This is a genomic window from Mesorhizobium sp. M0018 (assembly GCF_040323955.1).
Classification (GTDB): domain Bacteria; phylum Pseudomonadota; class Alphaproteobacteria; order Rhizobiales; family Rhizobiaceae; genus Mesorhizobium.
In genome coordinates this window covers 115972-130930 of sequence record NZ_JAMYVL010000011.1, presented here as the reverse complement: position 1 = coordinate 130930, position 14959 = coordinate 115972, and the positions used below count along the sequence as shown (strand labels likewise).

At 64.0% G+C, this 14959-nt stretch carries 19 protein-coding genes; 10 read left to right on the top strand and 9 right to left on the bottom strand.

Annotated elements, in window-relative coordinates; all coding sequences use genetic code 11:
* Positions 1 to 313: 313 nt before the first annotated feature.
* The 4 genes from arsC to NKJ81_RS17560 all read left to right on the top strand — a co-directional run bounded on the left by arsC (position 314) and on the right by NKJ81_RS17560 (position 3784).
* Entirely contained in the window at positions 314 to 736 is a 423-nt protein-coding gene (gene arsC, locus NKJ81_RS17575) for an arsenate reductase (glutaredoxin) (protein ID WP_352541184.1), read from the top strand.
* 69 nt (positions 737 to 805) lie between these two features.
* Complete coding sequence (locus tag NKJ81_RS17570) at positions 806 to 1138, top strand: ArsR/SmtB family transcription factor (RefSeq protein ID WP_352541183.1); 333 nt, start codon at positions 806 to 808, stop codon at positions 1136 to 1138.
* Between the two features lie 49 nt (positions 1139 to 1187).
* Entirely contained in the window at positions 1188 to 2564 is a 1377-nt protein-coding gene (locus tag NKJ81_RS17565; protein WP_352541182.1) for an FAD-dependent oxidoreductase, read from the top strand.
* Complete coding sequence (locus tag NKJ81_RS17560) at positions 2561 to 3784, top strand: MFS transporter (RefSeq protein WP_352541181.1); 1224 nt, start codon at positions 2561 to 2563, stop codon at positions 3782 to 3784. The genes NKJ81_RS17565 and NKJ81_RS17560 overlap by 4 nt, the downstream gene beginning before the upstream one ends.
* 24 nt (positions 3785 to 3808) lie before the next feature.
* Here the strand turns inward: NKJ81_RS17560 and NKJ81_RS17555 are convergent, their stop codons facing one another.
* Positions 3809 to 4033: a hypothetical protein gene (locus tag NKJ81_RS17555; RefSeq protein ID WP_031213090.1), complete on the bottom strand. Its 225-nt coding sequence runs from the start codon at positions 4031 to 4033 to the stop codon at positions 3809 to 3811.
* Between the two features lie 229 nt (positions 4034 to 4262).
* The gene (locus NKJ81_RS17550) at positions 4263 to 4628 is read right to left on the bottom strand and encodes a VOC family protein (RefSeq protein WP_023680367.1); all 366 of its coding nucleotides are present in this window, start codon (positions 4626 to 4628) and stop codon (positions 4263 to 4265) included.
* A gap of 144 nt (positions 4629 to 4772) precedes the next feature.
* Between NKJ81_RS17550 and NKJ81_RS17545 the strand changes: the two genes are divergently transcribed.
* Positions 4773 to 5084, top strand: a complete 312-nt coding sequence (locus tag NKJ81_RS17545; RefSeq protein WP_352472155.1) for a hypothetical protein — start codon at positions 4773 to 4775, stop codon at positions 5082 to 5084.
* 8 nt (positions 5085 to 5092) lie between these two features.
* Positions 5093 to 6004: a sigma-70 family RNA polymerase sigma factor gene (locus NKJ81_RS17540; protein WP_352541180.1), complete on the top strand. Its 912-nt coding sequence runs from the start codon at positions 5093 to 5095 to the stop codon at positions 6002 to 6004.
* 188 nt (positions 6005 to 6192) lie between these two features.
* Here NKJ81_RS17540 and NKJ81_RS17535 read toward each other — a convergent pair whose 3' ends face one another.
* The 6 genes from NKJ81_RS17535 to NKJ81_RS17510 form a co-directional block, all read right to left on the bottom strand.
* The gene (locus NKJ81_RS17535) at positions 6193 to 7350 is read right to left on the bottom strand and encodes a sulfite oxidase (protein WP_352541179.1); all 1158 of its coding nucleotides are present in this window, start codon (positions 7348 to 7350) and stop codon (positions 6193 to 6195) included.
* Between the two features lie 582 nt (positions 7351 to 7932).
* The gene (locus NKJ81_RS17530) at positions 7933 to 8577 is read right to left on the bottom strand and encodes a hypothetical protein (RefSeq protein ID WP_352541178.1); all 645 of its coding nucleotides are present in this window, start codon (positions 8575 to 8577) and stop codon (positions 7933 to 7935) included.
* A 167-nt stretch (positions 8578 to 8744) separates the two neighbouring features.
* A complete protein-coding gene (gene dinB, locus NKJ81_RS17525) occupies positions 8745 to 9986 on the bottom strand; it encodes a DNA polymerase IV (protein WP_352541177.1) in 1242 nt (413 codons plus the stop codon).
* A 131-nt stretch (positions 9987 to 10117) separates the two neighbouring features.
* Positions 10118 to 10666 carry a riboflavin biosynthesis intermediates N-glycosidase gene (gene ybiA, locus NKJ81_RS17520; protein WP_352541176.1) on the bottom strand — a complete coding sequence of 183 codons (549 nt, stop codon included), beginning with the start codon at positions 10664 to 10666 and terminating at the stop codon, positions 10118 to 10120.
* 98 nt (positions 10667 to 10764) lie between these two features.
* The gene (locus tag NKJ81_RS17515; protein ID WP_352472143.1) at positions 10765 to 11223 is read right to left on the bottom strand and encodes a GNAT family N-acetyltransferase; all 459 of its coding nucleotides are present in this window, start codon (positions 11221 to 11223) and stop codon (positions 10765 to 10767) included.
* A gap of 73 nt (positions 11224 to 11296) precedes the next feature.
* Complete coding sequence (locus NKJ81_RS17510; RefSeq protein ID WP_352472141.1) at positions 11297 to 11665, bottom strand: hypothetical protein; 369 nt, start codon at positions 11663 to 11665, stop codon at positions 11297 to 11299.
* A gap of 177 nt (positions 11666 to 11842) precedes the next feature.
* Between NKJ81_RS17510 and NKJ81_RS17505 the strand changes: the two genes are divergently transcribed.
* Complete coding sequence (locus tag NKJ81_RS17505) at positions 11843 to 12142, top strand: hypothetical protein (RefSeq protein WP_352541175.1); 300 nt, start codon at positions 11843 to 11845, stop codon at positions 12140 to 12142.
* A 231-nt stretch (positions 12143 to 12373) separates the two neighbouring features.
* On the opposite strand, the gene NKJ81_RS17500 is transcribed toward NKJ81_RS17505, so the two are convergent.
* On the bottom strand, positions 12374 to 13069 hold the full coding sequence (locus tag NKJ81_RS17500; RefSeq protein WP_352457320.1) for an XRE family transcriptional regulator: 696 nt from the start codon (positions 13067 to 13069) through the stop codon (positions 12374 to 12376).
* 238 nt (positions 13070 to 13307) lie between these two features.
* Between NKJ81_RS17500 and NKJ81_RS17495 the strand changes: the two genes are divergently transcribed.
* The 3 genes from NKJ81_RS17495 to NKJ81_RS17485 all read left to right on the top strand — a co-directional run bounded on the left by NKJ81_RS17495 (position 13308) and on the right by NKJ81_RS17485 (position 14928).
* Positions 13308 to 13568: a hypothetical protein gene (locus NKJ81_RS17495; RefSeq protein WP_352541174.1), complete on the top strand. Its 261-nt coding sequence runs from the start codon at positions 13308 to 13310 to the stop codon at positions 13566 to 13568.
* 53 nt (positions 13569 to 13621) lie between these two features.
* Complete coding sequence (locus NKJ81_RS17490) at positions 13622 to 14257, top strand: high mobility group family protein (RefSeq protein ID WP_352501224.1); 636 nt, start codon at positions 13622 to 13624, stop codon at positions 14255 to 14257.
* A gap of 65 nt (positions 14258 to 14322) precedes the next feature.
* Positions 14323 to 14928: a DUF6456 domain-containing protein gene (locus NKJ81_RS17485; RefSeq protein WP_352472136.1), complete on the top strand. Its 606-nt coding sequence runs from the start codon at positions 14323 to 14325 to the stop codon at positions 14926 to 14928.
* Positions 14929 to 14959: the final 31 nt, after the last annotated feature.

The window sequence follows — 14959 nt, the reverse complement described above, 5'->3', positions numbered from 1 at the left end:
TTAGGGGTAGGGTTCTTCGTAGAGCGAAAGCGTAGAGCGAAAGCCTCCGCTTTCGATCTGCGATAGCCCTGCCATAAACGGGGAGATAGACCCGGCCGCAACGCTGGCGCTATGCTTGCAACGTTGGCGCTTTGCGAAATTGTCAGCGTCCCTCGCTCCGTCTACAACGACGCCAGCAAGCAGGCATGGGGCGGCGCAAACCCGTGAAGTAAGGGGCTGATTCAACTTTAGGTCTAAAGCGATTGCTCGCCATGGCCTTTGCAGGGTGGCTGCTCGCCGAACCAAAACAGATCGGACAGATGAAGGCCGCGCAATGACCGTCACCATCTACCACAACCCCGATTGCGGCACCTCGCGCAACACGCTGGCCATGATCAGGCAGTCCGGCGAGGAGCCTGAGGTGGTCGAATATCTAAAAAATCCGCCGTCGCGCGAAAAGCTCGTCGAGCTGATCGCAGCGATGGGCATGACGCCGCGCCAATTGCTGCGCGAAAAGGGCACGCCCTATGCCGAACTTGGCCTGGGCGACCCGAAGTGGAGCGACGACGAGATCCTCGATTTCATGCTGGCGCATCCGATCCTGATCAACCGGCCGATCGTGGTGACGCCGCTCGGCACCATGCTCGCCCGACCATCCGAAGCGGTGCTCGATATCCTGCCCAATCCGGATATCGGCCCGTTCACCAAGGAGGACGGCGAGATGGTCATCGACGCCAGCGGCAAGCGCGTCGGCTAGATATCGTCTTATTTCGATCTTTGTCGAAATTCTCTTGACGTGCAGCGATTCTGGAAATAGCTTATTTCCATGAAACTCGAAAAAGCAGCCTCGCAACTCGAAGCCCTCGGCAGCCCGACGCGGTTGCAGCTCTATCGGACGCTGGTGCGGGCGGGCGATGAGGGGCTGCCGGTCGGGCGTATCCAGGACAGATTGGGCATCGCTGCCTCGACGCTCTCGCATCACCTCAAGCGGCTGGTCGACACCGGCCTGGTGACACAGGAGCGCCAGGCGACGACGCTGATCTGCCGGGCCAACTATCCCGCCATGAACGGGCTCATCGGATACCTCGCGGACGAATGCTGCGCCGACGCCACCTGTGCGCCAGCATCGGTGGAAGCGGCCGCCAAAACAGCGGCGTGATTTTTTGGCAGTATAATTCGAAATTACCGGAAGGATGGAAGAGATGGAGATGATCGAAAAACTCCCCGTTGCAGTGATTGGCGCCGGGCCAGTCGGCCTGGCGGCAGCGGTCCACCTCATCGCGCAAGGCATTCCTGTCAAAGTCTACGAAGCCGGCAATGCGGTTGCATCCAACCTCAGGGATTGGGGACATGTCCGTGTGTTCACGCCCTGGCGCTATTGCGTCGATCAGGCGGCCAGAAACCTGCTCGAGGCGCATGGCTGGCGGATGCCGGAACCCGAGGCATTCCCGACCGCGGATGATCTCGTCACGGATTATCTCGAGCCGCTTGCAAAGCTTCCGCAATTGTCGCCGTCGATCGAAACCGGCGCCCGGGTTGTCGGCATCTCGCGCTGGGGCGCCGACAAGGTGCTGAGCAAGGGACGCGAGAACCGGCCGTTCATGCTGGCGGTCGAGACTGCCGATGGTACAAGACGCGACAGCGCACGTGCCGTCATCGATGCTTCGGGAACCTGGCAGATGCCGAACCCGCTCGGCGCCGGCGGAATTCCTGCAGAAGGCGAGGCCGAATTTGCCGACCGCATCGCCTACGGCATCCCCGATATTCTCGGCCGCGACCGCAGCCTTTATGCGGGGAAGACGACGCTGGTCGCCGGCTCCGGCCATTCGGCCGCCAATGCGGTGCTGGATCTCGCCAGCCTGGCAAATGTGGAGGCCGGCACCGCTTTCATCTGGACGACGCGCGGCACCGACCTGGTGCGCATCTACGGTGGCGGTGATGCCGACCAATTGCCGGCACGCGGCGAACTCGGCGCCGAAGTGCGCGAACTCGCCGAGAGCGGCGGCGTCAGGCTGGTGACGGGCTTTGCGGCTGTTTCGATCCGCGATGCCAACGGCCGGCTGGTCGTCGAAGGCCAGACCAGGGACGGTTTGCAGGCGCTTGGCCCGGTCGACCGCATCATCGCCGCGACCGGGCAACGCCCGGATCTGTCGCTGACCCGTGAGCTTCGGCTCGAGCTCGATCCATGGCTGGAAAGCGTCAAGGCACTGGGACCGTTGATCGATCCCAACGAGCACTCCTGCGGCGACGTGCCGCCGCACGGCCACCGTGAGCTCAGCCATCCAGAGCAAGGGTTCTACACAGTCGGCATCAAGAGCTATGGCCGCGCACCGACCTTCCTGCTGCTGACCGGGTATGAGCAGGTCCGCTCGGTCGCGGCGGCGATCGCCGGCGACATGGTGGCGGCCGACAATGTCCAGCTCGTGCTGCCCGAGACCGGCGTCTGCACCGTGCCGCGGATCGGCGTGGCCGACAAGGGGTGCTGCGGCGGTCCGGCGCCGGCGGCTTCGAGCGCCTGCTGTGTCGCCGATGCCGAAGCAAAGGCGATCGGCAAAGGCGGCTGTGGCTGCAGCGTCGCGGCATGAGTCTTTCGCCGCCTTCGCCGGCCATCGTGCGCAGCCGCGGCGCGATCATCACCGCGCTTGGCCTGACGCAGATCATGGCGTGGGGTTCTTCCTACTATCTTCCCGCGGTCATCGCGCCGGCAGTCTCCTCCGATACCGGCTGGCCGCTGGCATGGGTTGTCGGCGGCCTGTCTCTCGGCTTGCTCACGGCAGGATTGATCTCTCCGCGCGTCGGGTCGTCGATCGAGCGGCATGGCGGCCGCAACGTTCTGGCGTTCAGCGCCGGATGCATCGGGCTCGGCCAGATCGGGCTGGCTCTTGCCCCTAATCTTGCGGCCTATATCGCGGCCTGGCTGGTCATCGGCCTGGGCATGGGGGCGGGGCTCTACGATGCCGCTTTCGCAACGTTTGGCCGCCACTACGGCCACGGCGCGCGCTCCGCCATCACCATGCTGACGCTGTTCGGCGGCCTTGCGAGCACCATCTGCTGGCCGATCTCAGCCTTGCTGCTGGGGGAGGTCGGCTGGCGCGGCACCTGCCTGGTTTACGCCGCCTTTCAGCTGGCAATTGCGCTGCCGCTCTATCTGGTGATCCTGCCCCGGGAGCCGCCGCAACCGGCAGTCAAACCGGGAGTGAAGAAGGCGGCACCCATTCTCGACAACCAAGCCGATCCGTCGATCATGATCGTTCTGGCCGCGACCCTGACACTCGCAGCGGTGATCTCGTCGACACTATCGGTGCATCTGCTCACAATCCTGCAAGGCAGCGGCATGGCGCTTGCCGTAGCCGTCGGGCTCGGCGTGCTGGTTGGTCCATCACAGGTGGCGGCGCGCGCGATCGAGATGATGATCGCGCGCTACCACCATCCGATTTTCACCAAGTTTGCCTCGGTTACGTTTGTGGCGATCGGCGTTTCGACGCTCTGGGCCGGCATGCCAATCATCCCGCTGGCGCTGGGCTTCTACGGCGCAGGCATCGGCCTCGAATCCATCGCGCGGGGGGCGTTGCCGCTCGCGCTGTTCGGCTCGAACGGCTACGCGAGACTGATGGGCCGCCTCGCCATGCCGAGCCTGATCGCCCAGGCGGCGGCACCCTCGGCCGGAGCATTGCTGCTGGAGCGCTTCGGCCCGCACGGGACGTTGGCCGCGCTTTCCGGCCTGGCGCTGGCCAACGTCATCCTCGCATGCGGCTTGGGCTGGCGGATGCTCCGCCGGCGGCAATCGCAGGTTCAAACCCGATAGGATTTCGACCTGCGTTCGGCGCCTTCAACTGGAGAGCGGGAGATCTTCCAAGGGATCGACAAGGAAAGACGCGGCGATCAGATCGTCCGCATCGAGGCGCAGTGAGCCTTTGGCGCCGCCCATGATGGCGGCAACCTTTTGAAACGTCTTGATCTCATGCTCGGTAATCTGGGCACTTTGCATTCTGGATTTGAGGTCAGCGACGCGCAGCCCCAAACTGTGGGACATTCCGATTTTACGGTTCGACATGGTAAGATGCTCCTCCCCGGCCCATGTTTGTTTTGCCACCCGCCCTATTCGTATTTCCTCCGCCTGCCTAAATATGAGGCATCGCGATACAGCGCCCGAACGCCCGATGCAAGGGAAGGTTCCGGCGCGCAGAGGTCACGAAATAATAATACGAAGGAAGTACGGCCGATGGTCCGGCCGGAGGTAGGACTTAGGTACGACGCCCCGCCGGACAGAGGGCTCCGGTGGCTTATCGGCTGGCGAGGACCATGCGGTTGCCTTCGCTGTCGCGAAACTCCGCCACCGTGCGCCCCGGCTGCCACGGCGCCTCATGCGCTTCGGTGATGATCTCGACGCCGCCCGCTTTCATGGCCGCGATCATTGCCCCGACATTTTCATCGACCAGCACCAATACCGGCTCCGCGCCGGGTGCGTCGTCGGCGCGCCTGACAAAATGCAGGTTCGTCACGGCATGCGGAAATGCCAGCTCGATCCAGCGCCAGCCGCCATCGCCCATCTTCTGGTCAGCCATGACCTGGCAGGCGAGATGCCTGGTGTAGAACGCCTTGGCGCGGTCCTGCTCGAACACCGGAAGCTCGGCAAACTGGATATGCATGATCGTCTCTCCTGCTTGATGGCTGCCGCGCAGCCGCCCACGCGGGAAAGACGATGCGGGCAACCGAAAAGATTCGTCGGCAAGGAGAATCTTTTCAGCGCAGCCGGTCGTCCTTCGTTCATACCAACCAGTCAGGAGACGACGATGGACTACGCGCTCATTCGATACGGTGTGAACCAAGCCGACCTGGCAGATAACCGCGTGCTGGTCGAAAAAGTATTTGAAGCGCTGGGCGAGGCGGCACCGCCGACGATGTGCTATCTTGTGCTCGAGCTGGACGACGGCTCGTTCGTCCACATCGTCGGCCAGGACGGCGATTCGTCGGCGCTGACCGGGCTTGCCGCCTTCAAGGCATTTGCGGAAAACCACGCCCAGCGCCGTTCGACCCCGGCAATGCGATCGCCTGTCAAAGTCATCGGCAACTATCGTATGCTGGCGGATCAGAAAGCCGGGTAGCGCCCGCCATGCCGCTCGCGCAGAAATGGGACGCTACGCCGAAAATGAACAGGGCGACTTTGGAGGTGATGCTCGTCGGGTTGCGGCCAAGGCTGCATCGCTACTGCGCGCGTATGGCCGGCTCGGTGATCGACGGCGAGGACATCGTCCAGGAGGTCCTGATCAAGGCGCTGCAGGCGATCGACGGGGGTGCGATCGTCGAACGTCCCGAGCAATGGCTGTTTCGCATAGCCCACAATGCCGCGCAGGATCATCTGCGGCGGCGCAATCGGGAAAGGTCGCGCATGACCGAGGCCGACATGAGCGTGATCGAGGATCCCTCCGGCAGCGCCGACAGCCGGCTCGCCGCCCAGACCAGCCTGCGTTCCTTCATGCAGCTTTCGGTGCCGCAGCGCAGCGCTGTGATCCTGGTCGACGTGCTCGGCCTCAGCCTGCATGAGACCTGCGAAGTCACCGGCGCGACGCTCGCCGCCACCAAGGCCGCGCTGCATCGCGGGCGGGCGCAGCTCAAGTTGCTGGCGCTGCAGCCCGAACAGGCGCTTGCGCCGAGGCTCGACGCCGATGACGAGCGCCGGCTGCGGCGCTATGTTGACCTGTTCAACGCGCGCGACTTCGACGCGGTCAGGGCACTGATCGCCGAGGACGTGCGGCTCGACGTCGTCAACCGCGTCCGCCTGCGCGGCAAGGCCGAGGTGTCGACCTATTTCGGCAATTATGCCCGTATCAGCGACTGGACATTGTCGCTCGGCTTCGTCGACGGCAGGCCGGCGATCCTCATCCGCCACCCGCAAGCGGCCGACGGCGCGGTGCGCGGCTTCATTCTGGTCGAGTGGCGGAACGATCAGGTCATCCAGATCCGCGACTTCCGCTATGCGCCCTGGTGCCTGGTCGACGCGGAGATCAGGGCCGTGGAGGGGTGAGGAGAGCGCTGGAAATGGTGCGAAATGGCGATCAGGCAGCCTCTTCCTGTTTGACCCAAACGCAATTGCCACATGGCAGCACGTTCTTGGAGCGGTTCCGGTTCTCTTGGAACCGGTAACTCGCTCTAACTATCTGTTTTGCCGCATTTATGCGGACGCCAAATGACTCCATTTGGCGGCAGAATCCTCTAGCCGATACGCACGCGGCGCGTCACCTGGCCATTGCTTTCCCAGTATGTGTGTTTCTTGGCTATCAAGGGATCGTCCATCGCCGGTTGAATTTGTCCCGTGGTGCTGACCGCGCGCGAGGTCACCGTGTGTTCTCCAGGAGAGGGATTTGGCCAAGCCAGGGACCATATTTTCCAGGCGTGTTCGGCCTCCTCACTGTGGTCAATGGTCGCTGGTGTCCAAGGCCCTTGATCGATTTGCACTTCGACCCGGTCGATCGGCGCCCCCCAGGCTGCCCCAACGATGCGGTAATCTGAATCTTTCCGGGTAACCTTCGCAGGCGCGGACTTTATCAGCGCTCGGCCGACTGACGTCTCGGCCCATACGGTCTCGCCGTTGTGGTCTTCCTCCCGGATGGTGACATAGTCACGGGCCATCAGAAGGCTCATGAACCGCGTATCGCGAACCTCGATGCGCTTTAGCCACTTGACGTTGGCGATCCCGTACCAGCCTGGAGCAATGAGCCGTACCGGGAAGCCATTGGGCGCCGGCAAGGCGGCCCCGTTCATTTCATAGCAGAGGAGATTGTCGGGGTTCATCGCGTCGGCGAGCGACATGCTGCGAGCGAAGTTCTGCTGCATCTTGACGTCGCGTATCGGGATCTCGCCCGTGTCGGTACCGAAAAAGACGACCTCGATGCCCTTCTCCAGAACGCCGGCTTCCTCAAGGATCGGGGCGAGCGGCGTCCCTGCCCAGCGAGCATTGCCGATGCCGCCGGTGAAAAAGGGAAACCCGTGGTTGCCCGAGCATTCCACCGTGAAAACGACCTCCTGCCGCGGTCGCGCCCTGATGTCGGCGAGCGTTAACTCGAGGGGCTTCTTGACCAGGCCTCCGATCTCCATCGACCATGTCTTCTCGTCGATCGTTGGTCGGTTGAAATGCGAGATGCTGAAGAACTTGTCGTTTGGCGTTATCCAGCTATCCAAGTCCTCCCAGACAAGCTGCTTCTGGATACCCACCGGATCGGGATTTTCGGTCGGCTGATCCAGCCATCGAATAACTTCCTCGTTCGGCCGTGTTGGAAAAGCGTAAGCCCGGCGCGAGGTATAGAGAGCAGCAATTGCGGCAAGAGCCGCGCTTCCTTGAACAAGAAGTTCTCTGCGCTGAAAATCAGGCATGTTGTTTACCTCCCAGTTGATCCGGAACGGGCTGCAACGTGCCTTAGGCCGTAGCCTGATCACGGATAGGCGACACAATGTGAGGTCTGCCCACCCGGAAGTATCCGGGTAGGTCAGATAATCACCGACGCAAGTCAAGCATGTGAAGCGTTGCACGAAACGCCAGCTCGCGTTTCGCACGCTAAGAGTGCGCCTTTGAGAAGGAACTGTCCACAACTTGGACGGGACATGATGATGATTGCAGCATTCCATACCGATTTCCGGTCCCGCCAAAATCGTTGCTGCTCGGATCGCTGCCGAACGCCCGCTTCTGGGTCATTTCCGGACTTTCGCAGGTTTCTCGTCGAACCGGTGTTTCCTGCCGGCCCATGGGTTGGCCGTGCGGCCGGCACCGCCCTGGTCGCTTGGGGCGGCGCAACGCTTTTGGTCTGACGACCAGGGCCGCCTCGAATGTCGCATTTGCAGGAGGAGGGCGGGCCCGGGCGGCACATCAGAACCGAGGTGGCCAGCAAGCAGGCCGCCCGGCTCGGGCGCGGCAGAATCAATCACACGTGAACCATTCGCCAACCGAGCGGGGACGCCCTAGTTGGTGGTGACTTGCGTCACCGCCACGCCGGTTATCCTGCCGTTCCCGGCTGTGTAGGTGAGCGTCTGCGTGACCGTGGTGTCCTTCTGGTCGGGAGACGAAGGAGGATAAGAGGCGGCGAAGCCGAAATGGCCGTAACGATCGGGCTTGGCGGCGCCAAATTTCGCGGCCACGTCGCTCAGCGGCGCTCCGACGCCGGGCGTATCGAGTTCAATTGCTGTCAGGCTGGCAGGCGCGCCGGCGCATCCTTCCGGCACCTTGCCTTCCGGGTTCGGCTGCAGGGCGACGGACAGGACACCGTGGTCGGAACCGCCCATCTCGCCGGATACGAACCAGAAGATCGACGGCGATCCGCCGGCGTCGGGGCCGGCATAGCAAAGCCAGTGGCGTGAATCTCCGGCGTCACCTTCATCGTGCATCGCTCCGCCGAAGGCTTTTTCGACATCGGCAAGCGTGGTTTCCTCAAGCTTTATCTCCAGCGGCCCGGCCTTGACCTGCTTGAACAGCGGGCTGGCCAGCGGCGAGTTGATATCGCCCAGGGATGGAATCGCCCGGTCCGGGTTGAGCGGCTTGGCCAGCGTCGTTGCATTGGTCACCAGTCCGGCAACGATGAGTGCGAAATATCCGGCGTTCTGTCCCATGCCGATCTCCTGTCGTTCGAAGTGAGGGCGGAAGGATTTGCGAGCGGGTGCTACCCTGTCTGGTTGATACCCAAACCGGTGCACGACGAACTGGTCCAAGATAAATTCACAACGGCGCAGCCTTCAACGTCATTCCGGCGACTTGGCAACCAAAGTGTAATCGAGGCTCACAGTTCCTTCTCGGCCAGCTCGCGAAACGCGTCGGGAACCGACCGCTGTAGCCCGAGCGCGACCGAGGCGTAGCCCACCGCCTCCCAGCCGAAGCGGTCGCGGATCTTGTCGACGGCGCGGTCCGCGGTCCAGCGCGCCGCGCCCTTGCTGGTGCCGGGGCGGCGGCGGTCGTCGTCGAGCCCGAGCGGCAGTTCCAGTTGCAGGCCGGCATGCTGCTCCAGATGCGAGACGGCGATCGCCAGCAGCGAGATTGTCTTTTCGTGCGGATGGTCGATGAGCACCTTGCGCACCAGCGCCTCGGCGATCTCGGCCAGCATGGCGGTTGCCGATATCGGCTGGTCGACCGTGATCGAGCGCGTCACCGAGCGCAAATCGGCAAAGCGGACGCGAACCGTCACTGTACGGCCGGGCCGGGATTTCGCCCGCAATCTTGTGGCGACCCTGTCGGCCAGATGCAGCAAAGCGGGCACGAAGACTTCCTCGTCGGCCGGTTTTCGGCCAAGCGCCGACTGCGCACCCGCCGAGCGCGCCCGGCGCTGCGTCTCGAGCTTGCGCGGATCGCGGTTCCACGCCAGCGCGTTGAGTTTCTCTCCCGCCGCCGGCCCGAGCAGGCGCTCAAGCGCCCCACCATTGGTCTTCGCCAGCTCGCCGATGGTGTTGACGCCGATGCCGGCCAGCCGCTGCCTGGTGACCGGGCCGACGCCCCACATCAGCTCGACCGACAGGTGGTGCAGGAACTCCAGCTCGTGGCGCGGATCGACCACCACCAGCCCGTCCGGTTTTGCGACCTGTGAGGCGATCTTGGCCAGATGCTTGGTGCGGGCTACGCCGACCGAGATCGGCAGGCCGAGCTCGGCCCGCACGCGGCGGCGGATCTTGCCGGCGATCTCGGCCGGCGAGCCGAACAAATGGGTGCAGCCGGCGACGTCGGCAAAGGCCTCGTCGATCGAAATCCGCTCGACCACCGGCGTGAAATCGCCGAGCACCTTGATTGCCGCATCGCCCAGCCGCTGATAGTCCTTGAAATGGCCGCCGACGAAGACGAGTTGCGGGCAGAGTTCCCGCGCCCGCCGTCCCGGCATACCGCCGCGCACGCCGAACGCCTTGGCTTCATAGGATGCGGCAAGCACCACCCCGCCGCCGACGGCAATCGGCTTGCCGCGCAAGGCCGGGTCGAGCAACTGTTCGACCGAGGCATAGAAGGCATCCAGATCCGCGTGGAGGATGTTGGCTTCCATCCGGCCCGTTCGCCCGCGGCGGTTCGAACGCCGCATTGTCTCGAGTTGCGGTGAGAACATAAAGAGAACATTGTGGGTGGATTGTCAAGCAGCGCGGAGGCTGCCGCAGATGACGAGCGCACGGCAAATGTTCAGCCGCGCAGCCGATCGCGGGCCTGCATCAGCGCGAATCCCAACAGGTTCTCGCCGCGCCACAGCAGCGGGTTCACCGCCCTCTCGTCATCCGCCGCAGGGCCGATACCCCACACCCGGTCGACAGGGCTCGCCTCGACCAGCACCCGGTCATGCGTCGACAACAGATATTCGCGCAGCGCCGCGTTCTGACGGAACTTCTGAAAGCTCCCTTCAGTGACGATGCGATATTTGTCTGCATCCCATTTGGTGCCATCGAAGCCGCTCACCTGGCGGCCAAGCTGCTTTGCCTGCTTGGGGCTCGCCGCCCTGAGGATTTGTGTTGCCGTCGGAACATCACCGAACAGTCGTGCCTTCTCGGCCATCATCCAGTGTTCGGCAGTCGGATAGCTCAGGCCATCGACGGTAAAAGGCGCATGCCACCACTGGCTGAAGCACGACGTGCTTATTCGGCCGTCCTTAGACGGCTGATGGCCCCAGAAGAACAGGAACTTCTGCCGGGGCTTTGCGCGAAAGGTTTTCTCAAGCCAGGTTCGGTCGTAAATCATGGGCGGATGGAGCAGGGCGAAAGGCCGGCTTGTCAATGCTCCATTCAGAGTGGGTAGCGAAGATGAGCGGTCGGCGCTGAATGCGATGAAATGCTGATCTACAGCGCCATCTTGTAGCCGAGATGACTGGCGGTGAAGCCGAGGCGCTCGTAAAAAGCGTGCGCCTCCCGTCGACCTTTGTCCGTGGTGAGCTGGACGAAGCTGCAATTGCGCGAACGGCATGTTTCAATCGCCCATTCGATCATCAGCTTGCCGACGCCGCGCGAGCGCCATTGCCGGGCGACGCGAACGCCTTCGATCTGGCCGCGCCAGGCGCCTTTTCTCGAAATGCCTGGAAGGAAGCTGAGCTGCAGCGTTCCGACCACTTGCCCGGCGTTGACCGCGACGGCCAGCAACTGGTTGGGATCGGTATCGATTGCGCTGAAGGCATCGAGATAGGATGGCGCAAGCGGCGTGGACGGGTCTTCCCGGTCTGCGCCGAGCACATCGTCGGCAAGCATTGCAACGATCGCCGGCAGGTCGGGCGCCTGCGCGCGACGGAATTCGATCTCGCTCATCGCGCGGAGACATACGGCGCGGTGTCGGCGATCGCAACATCCGTTTTGACTTGCAAGGGAGGCCCGCGCGCCTTCAGGTGGCCTCGAGCGCCCAGAGGCGGTGGCCGTAGCGGCGGAAGAAGCGGGCGAAGAGGCGCTGCTGCCTGGCGCGGGTGAGGTCGGCGGCGCGCCTTTCCTGTCGCCAGTGCGGCATGTTGCGGAACATCGACAGGAAGCGGGCGGCATCCTCGAGTGCCTCCTCGGCTGACTGCGCCGGGCGGATCGCCGCCAGGAACAGAGCGCGGCTCGGCTTCATCCGGTCAATCGCCGCCTTGCGCTGGCGATGACCCTGGCGTGCCTTGCGGATGCCGTCCTGGCGGATGGCCGCGAAAGCGGCAAGCATGGCCGGGCTGTCGCCGCTATAGCCGCAAGCATGGGCGAACTGGGCTGGGTCCATCGTCATTCCCTTGCTGCCGGCCGGCCGCGGTTCTGTTGCTCGCGCCGATTCCAGTCCGCACCACGTATAAGCATAACTCAAATAATTGAACAAGTGAAACTTTCACGTTGATGTAAGCGGAACCGACTCGACTCCGCTCCAAAATCCGATAATGTTGCGAACAAAGCAGGAACAATGATGGGGATGACCATGGCATTGGCAGGCAAGGAAGCGACGATCGCCGATGTTGTCTCGATTGCCGTCGAATGCATCGACTGCGGCCGCAACAGGTGGTGGAAGCCGGCCGAGCTCAAGCGGCATGGGGTGATGCCGGAGACACCGCTGGCCGCACTTTCGGGGCGCCTGATCTGCAAGGCCTGCCGGGCCGACGGCCTGCCGGGCGCCGCCGTCTCGATCCAGGCCGCCTTCATCGACGACCGGCAGCGGACCCGCGCCGAGGCGCGCCTGCTCAATGGTCGAGAGCTGCAGTCGAGGCGGGCTTGAGGGGGACGGGGACGGTGTTCTTCCTTCTCCCCTTGTGGGAGAAGGTGGCCGAGCGAAGCTCGGTCGCATGAGGGGTGTTGGACGGATCGCGGAGTTGAAGACGTAGGGATTTAGACTAGAATCATCCGAATATTTTTAAACGCCGCATTTCTTCCAACACCCCTCATCCGGCTCGACGCTGCGCGCCGATCCACCTTCTCCCCAAGGGGAGAAGGGCGCGCCGGCGCCTCCTCAATACCCCAGCAGTTCCTTGAGCGGGATGACGCGGAAGACGTTCTTGATGGCGTAGCGGTTGAAGGACAGCGTCTTGGGCGGGTTGTACTGTTCGACGATCAGCTCGGCGGCGGTGCGCTTGACCAGCTTCTTGATGAAGGCCTTGCCGTTTTGCTCGTTCTCCTCGGGCAGGGTCTCGATCACCACATGGTCGCCGGGCAACGCTTCGCGGCCGCCGCAATAGATCATCTCGCCGGGCTCGTAGCGCGGCACCATCGAATCGCTCAGCACGTGCAGCGCAAACACATTGCGCAGATGCCGGATCCCCGGCGGCCGCTGGACATAGCCGGCCGGCTGGCCGTTGAAGGTGAAGTCGCCATCGTCGCCGCCGACGGCGGTACCGAGAAGCTGGATGTCCATCGGCCCGGCGGGCAGGGGGCCGGGATCGGTGACGATCTCGGCATCGGCGACCGGTCCGGCATCTTCGAGGAAAACGACCTCGCCCTTGCCGAGCGCCACCGGGTCGACGCGCAGGAAAGCGGCGGTCTTCAAAAGGTTCTCGGTCTTGGGCAGGTTGCGCCCGGTCTCCCAATTGCCGACGGCAGCGACGTCGGTGTCGTTGTGCTCGGCAATGTGACGCATCACCAGGCCGCGCTGCTTGCGCGCCCGGCGGATCGCCGCTCCGACCTTGATCGACAGTGCAGTTTTCGCCATGGCTCCATCTGAGGCATAAGATTCGGTTTCGTCTATGCAAGAATCGCTTGCATTATGATTTGAGTTATGCTCTTATGTAGGCATGCACAAGTCGCTTCGCCAGCTTTCGGTCCTTGAATCCGCCGTTCAGCGCGCCGGCAGCGCTCGCCTGGAGGCGGTAGCGCAACCGATCGCCGGGGCCATGCATGTGCCAACCCTTTCCCCTTCGTCGCGGCTGTCCTCCTCCCCGGCCGGGACGATGCCCGAGGCTCGCGCCTCGGATCCGGCAGCGCAAGCGGCCGGAACGGCCGGAGCCGTTCCCCTCACGGCTCCGGCCACGAATTGCCTGCCGGCCGGCAATGCGGAAGCCGCGGTTTCCTGCATCCGCACCGAAGACGGCATGGTCATCGCCTTCGACAAGCGGACGGGCAAGGCAGTGTCCGGCGCGACAAGGCAGGGCGGCCGAGATGAAGCGCGATCGCAGCAGACCACGCGAAGGCTGACCGGCTTTCGAGCCTGAGGCCGGCAAAGCCGGCGCCGCACACAGCCATTTTTGCAGGGAATGAAAACATCATGGCCGCCCGCTATTCCGCCTCGGAACTGGAACAAATCGAGAACTGGCTGACGAGCGGACTGTCGGCCGCGAAGATCGCCACCCGGTTGACCGCGCTGCGCGGCCGCCCGGCCTCGCGTGCAGCCATCATCGGCATCGTCCACCGCACCGCCCGTTTGCGCACCATCGGCCTTGCCAGATCGAAGGGCTGGTGTGGCGGACGCTCTGGCGGCCGGCTCGGAAATTCGGCGCCTGAGCCATCCAGCACTGCTGATCAAGCGGAGTCGGCTCCGAAGGCCGAGCCACGCTGCCGCCCGGCAAGGCTGTCGGCCAGGCTGGCGCCGCCGGCCTGGCAGCCGGGTCCGGCTCGGATCACCGGGACCGATGGCGCACCGCTCGAAATGCCGGCGCCGCGCCCGATCGCCGCCGGCGGCCGCCAGCCGCATTTCGCCGCCATGCGCTTCATCGATTGCCTGTTCGAGCGCTGCCGCGCGCCGCTCGACACGACGCCGCAGGAGGATGGGGAAAACGACGCCCCCGGCAGCCGGCCAGGTTTGGACATGCTGTGCTGCGGAATGCGCACGAACCCATCGAAAAGCTACTGCGCCTATCACGCGGCGCGCTTCCTGCGCACGCTGCCGGCCGAAGCGATTTGAGCCCGCTGCAATGAGGCTGGAAGTTAGCCAGAGCCCGACGACCAAAACCCAGGAGGACCGAGCCGATGAGCACCAAAACCGCCCAAAAGGTCAAAGCCAGGCCACCGAGATTGCCGAAAGGCGAGGCCGAGCAGGTGCGCATCCGCAAGGAGATCGGCCATGATTTCGCACTGAAGGACGACCGGTTCGGCCGCAAGCGGCTGGCGAAGGGGACGCAGGAAGGAGCGCGCCTCTATGAGGTCTCCAATGACGGCCACACAGCGACCGGCGGCATCGTGCGGGTGCGCAACGTCGACCCGCTGAGCGGCCTCACCTCGCTGTCGCGCCAGCAGCGCGAGGCGGGCATGCGCTACCGCCAGGATTTCCGCAACTCGTCCGAGGCAACCGCCAAGCCGATGGCCTGGGCCGAGCGCGTCGACGGCGGCCGCACCGGCAGCGGCGTCGCCGAACACATCCTGTCCGCCGGCCGCGACCATGCCGAGGCCACCAGGGCGCTTGCCCACTGGGAGATCGCCGGCATCGTGCAAAAGGTCTGCTGTGCCGACGCAACGGTCAAGAGCCTGGCCGAACAGGCCGGCGAGCCGCGCGACGTGGTGGTGAAACTACTCAAGATCGGGCTCGACATATTGGCCGTGCATTACGGCATGATGCTGATGCGCAAGCCGAGGTGAGAAGCCCCGCCGATCCGGCCGGCACTACCGG

Excerpts from the sequence above, each read along its gene's own strand:
- arsC (WP_352541184.1), top strand. The coding sequence starts at position 314 with ATGACCGTCACCATCTACCACAACCCCGATTGCGGCACCTCGCGCAAC.
- NKJ81_RS17570 (WP_352541183.1), top strand. The coding sequence starts at position 806 with ATGAAACTCGAAAAAGCAGCCTCGCAACTCGAAGCCCTCGGCAGCCCG.
- NKJ81_RS17565 (WP_352541182.1), top strand. The coding sequence starts at position 1,188 with ATGATCGAAAAACTCCCCGTTGCAGTGATTGGCGCCGGGCCAGTCGGC.
- NKJ81_RS17560 (WP_352541181.1), top strand. The coding sequence starts at position 2,561 with ATGAGTCTTTCGCCGCCTTCGCCGGCCATCGTGCGCAGCCGCGGCGCG.
- NKJ81_RS17555 (WP_031213090.1), bottom strand. The coding sequence starts at position 4,033 with ATGTCGAACCGTAAAATCGGAATGTCCCACAGTTTGGGGCTGCGCGTC.
- NKJ81_RS17550 (WP_023680367.1), bottom strand. The coding sequence starts at position 4,628 with ATGCATATCCAGTTTGCCGAGCTTCCGGTGTTCGAGCAGGACCGCGCC.
- NKJ81_RS17545 (WP_352472155.1), top strand. The coding sequence starts at position 4,773 with ATGGACTACGCGCTCATTCGATACGGTGTGAACCAAGCCGACCTGGCA.
- NKJ81_RS17540 (WP_352541180.1), top strand. The coding sequence starts at position 5,093 with ATGCCGCTCGCGCAGAAATGGGACGCTACGCCGAAAATGAACAGGGCG.
- NKJ81_RS17535 (WP_352541179.1), bottom strand. The coding sequence starts at position 7,350 with ATGCCTGATTTTCAGCGCAGAGAACTTCTTGTTCAAGGAAGCGCGGCT.
- NKJ81_RS17530 (WP_352541178.1), bottom strand. The coding sequence starts at position 8,577 with ATGGGACAGAACGCCGGATATTTCGCACTCATCGTTGCCGGACTGGTG.
- dinB (WP_352541177.1), bottom strand. The coding sequence starts at position 9,986 with ATGGAAGCCAACATCCTCCACGCGGATCTGGATGCCTTCTATGCCTCG.
- ybiA (WP_352541176.1), bottom strand. The coding sequence starts at position 10,666 with ATGATTTACGACCGAACCTGGCTTGAGAAAACCTTTCGCGCAAAGCCC.
- NKJ81_RS17515 (WP_352472143.1), bottom strand. The coding sequence starts at position 11,223 with ATGAGCGAGATCGAATTCCGTCGCGCGCAGGCGCCCGACCTGCCGGCG.
- NKJ81_RS17510 (WP_352472141.1), bottom strand. The coding sequence starts at position 11,665 with ATGACGATGGACCCAGCCCAGTTCGCCCATGCTTGCGGCTATAGCGGC.
- NKJ81_RS17505 (WP_352541175.1), top strand. The coding sequence starts at position 11,843 with ATGACCATGGCATTGGCAGGCAAGGAAGCGACGATCGCCGATGTTGTC.
- NKJ81_RS17500 (WP_352457320.1), bottom strand. The coding sequence starts at position 13,069 with ATGGCGAAAACTGCACTGTCGATCAAGGTCGGAGCGGCGATCCGCCGG.
- NKJ81_RS17495 (WP_352541174.1), top strand. The coding sequence starts at position 13,308 with ATGCCCGAGGCTCGCGCCTCGGATCCGGCAGCGCAAGCGGCCGGAACG.
- NKJ81_RS17490 (WP_352501224.1), top strand. The coding sequence starts at position 13,622 with ATGGCCGCCCGCTATTCCGCCTCGGAACTGGAACAAATCGAGAACTGG.
- NKJ81_RS17485 (WP_352472136.1), top strand. The coding sequence starts at position 14,323 with ATGAGCACCAAAACCGCCCAAAAGGTCAAAGCCAGGCCACCGAGATTG.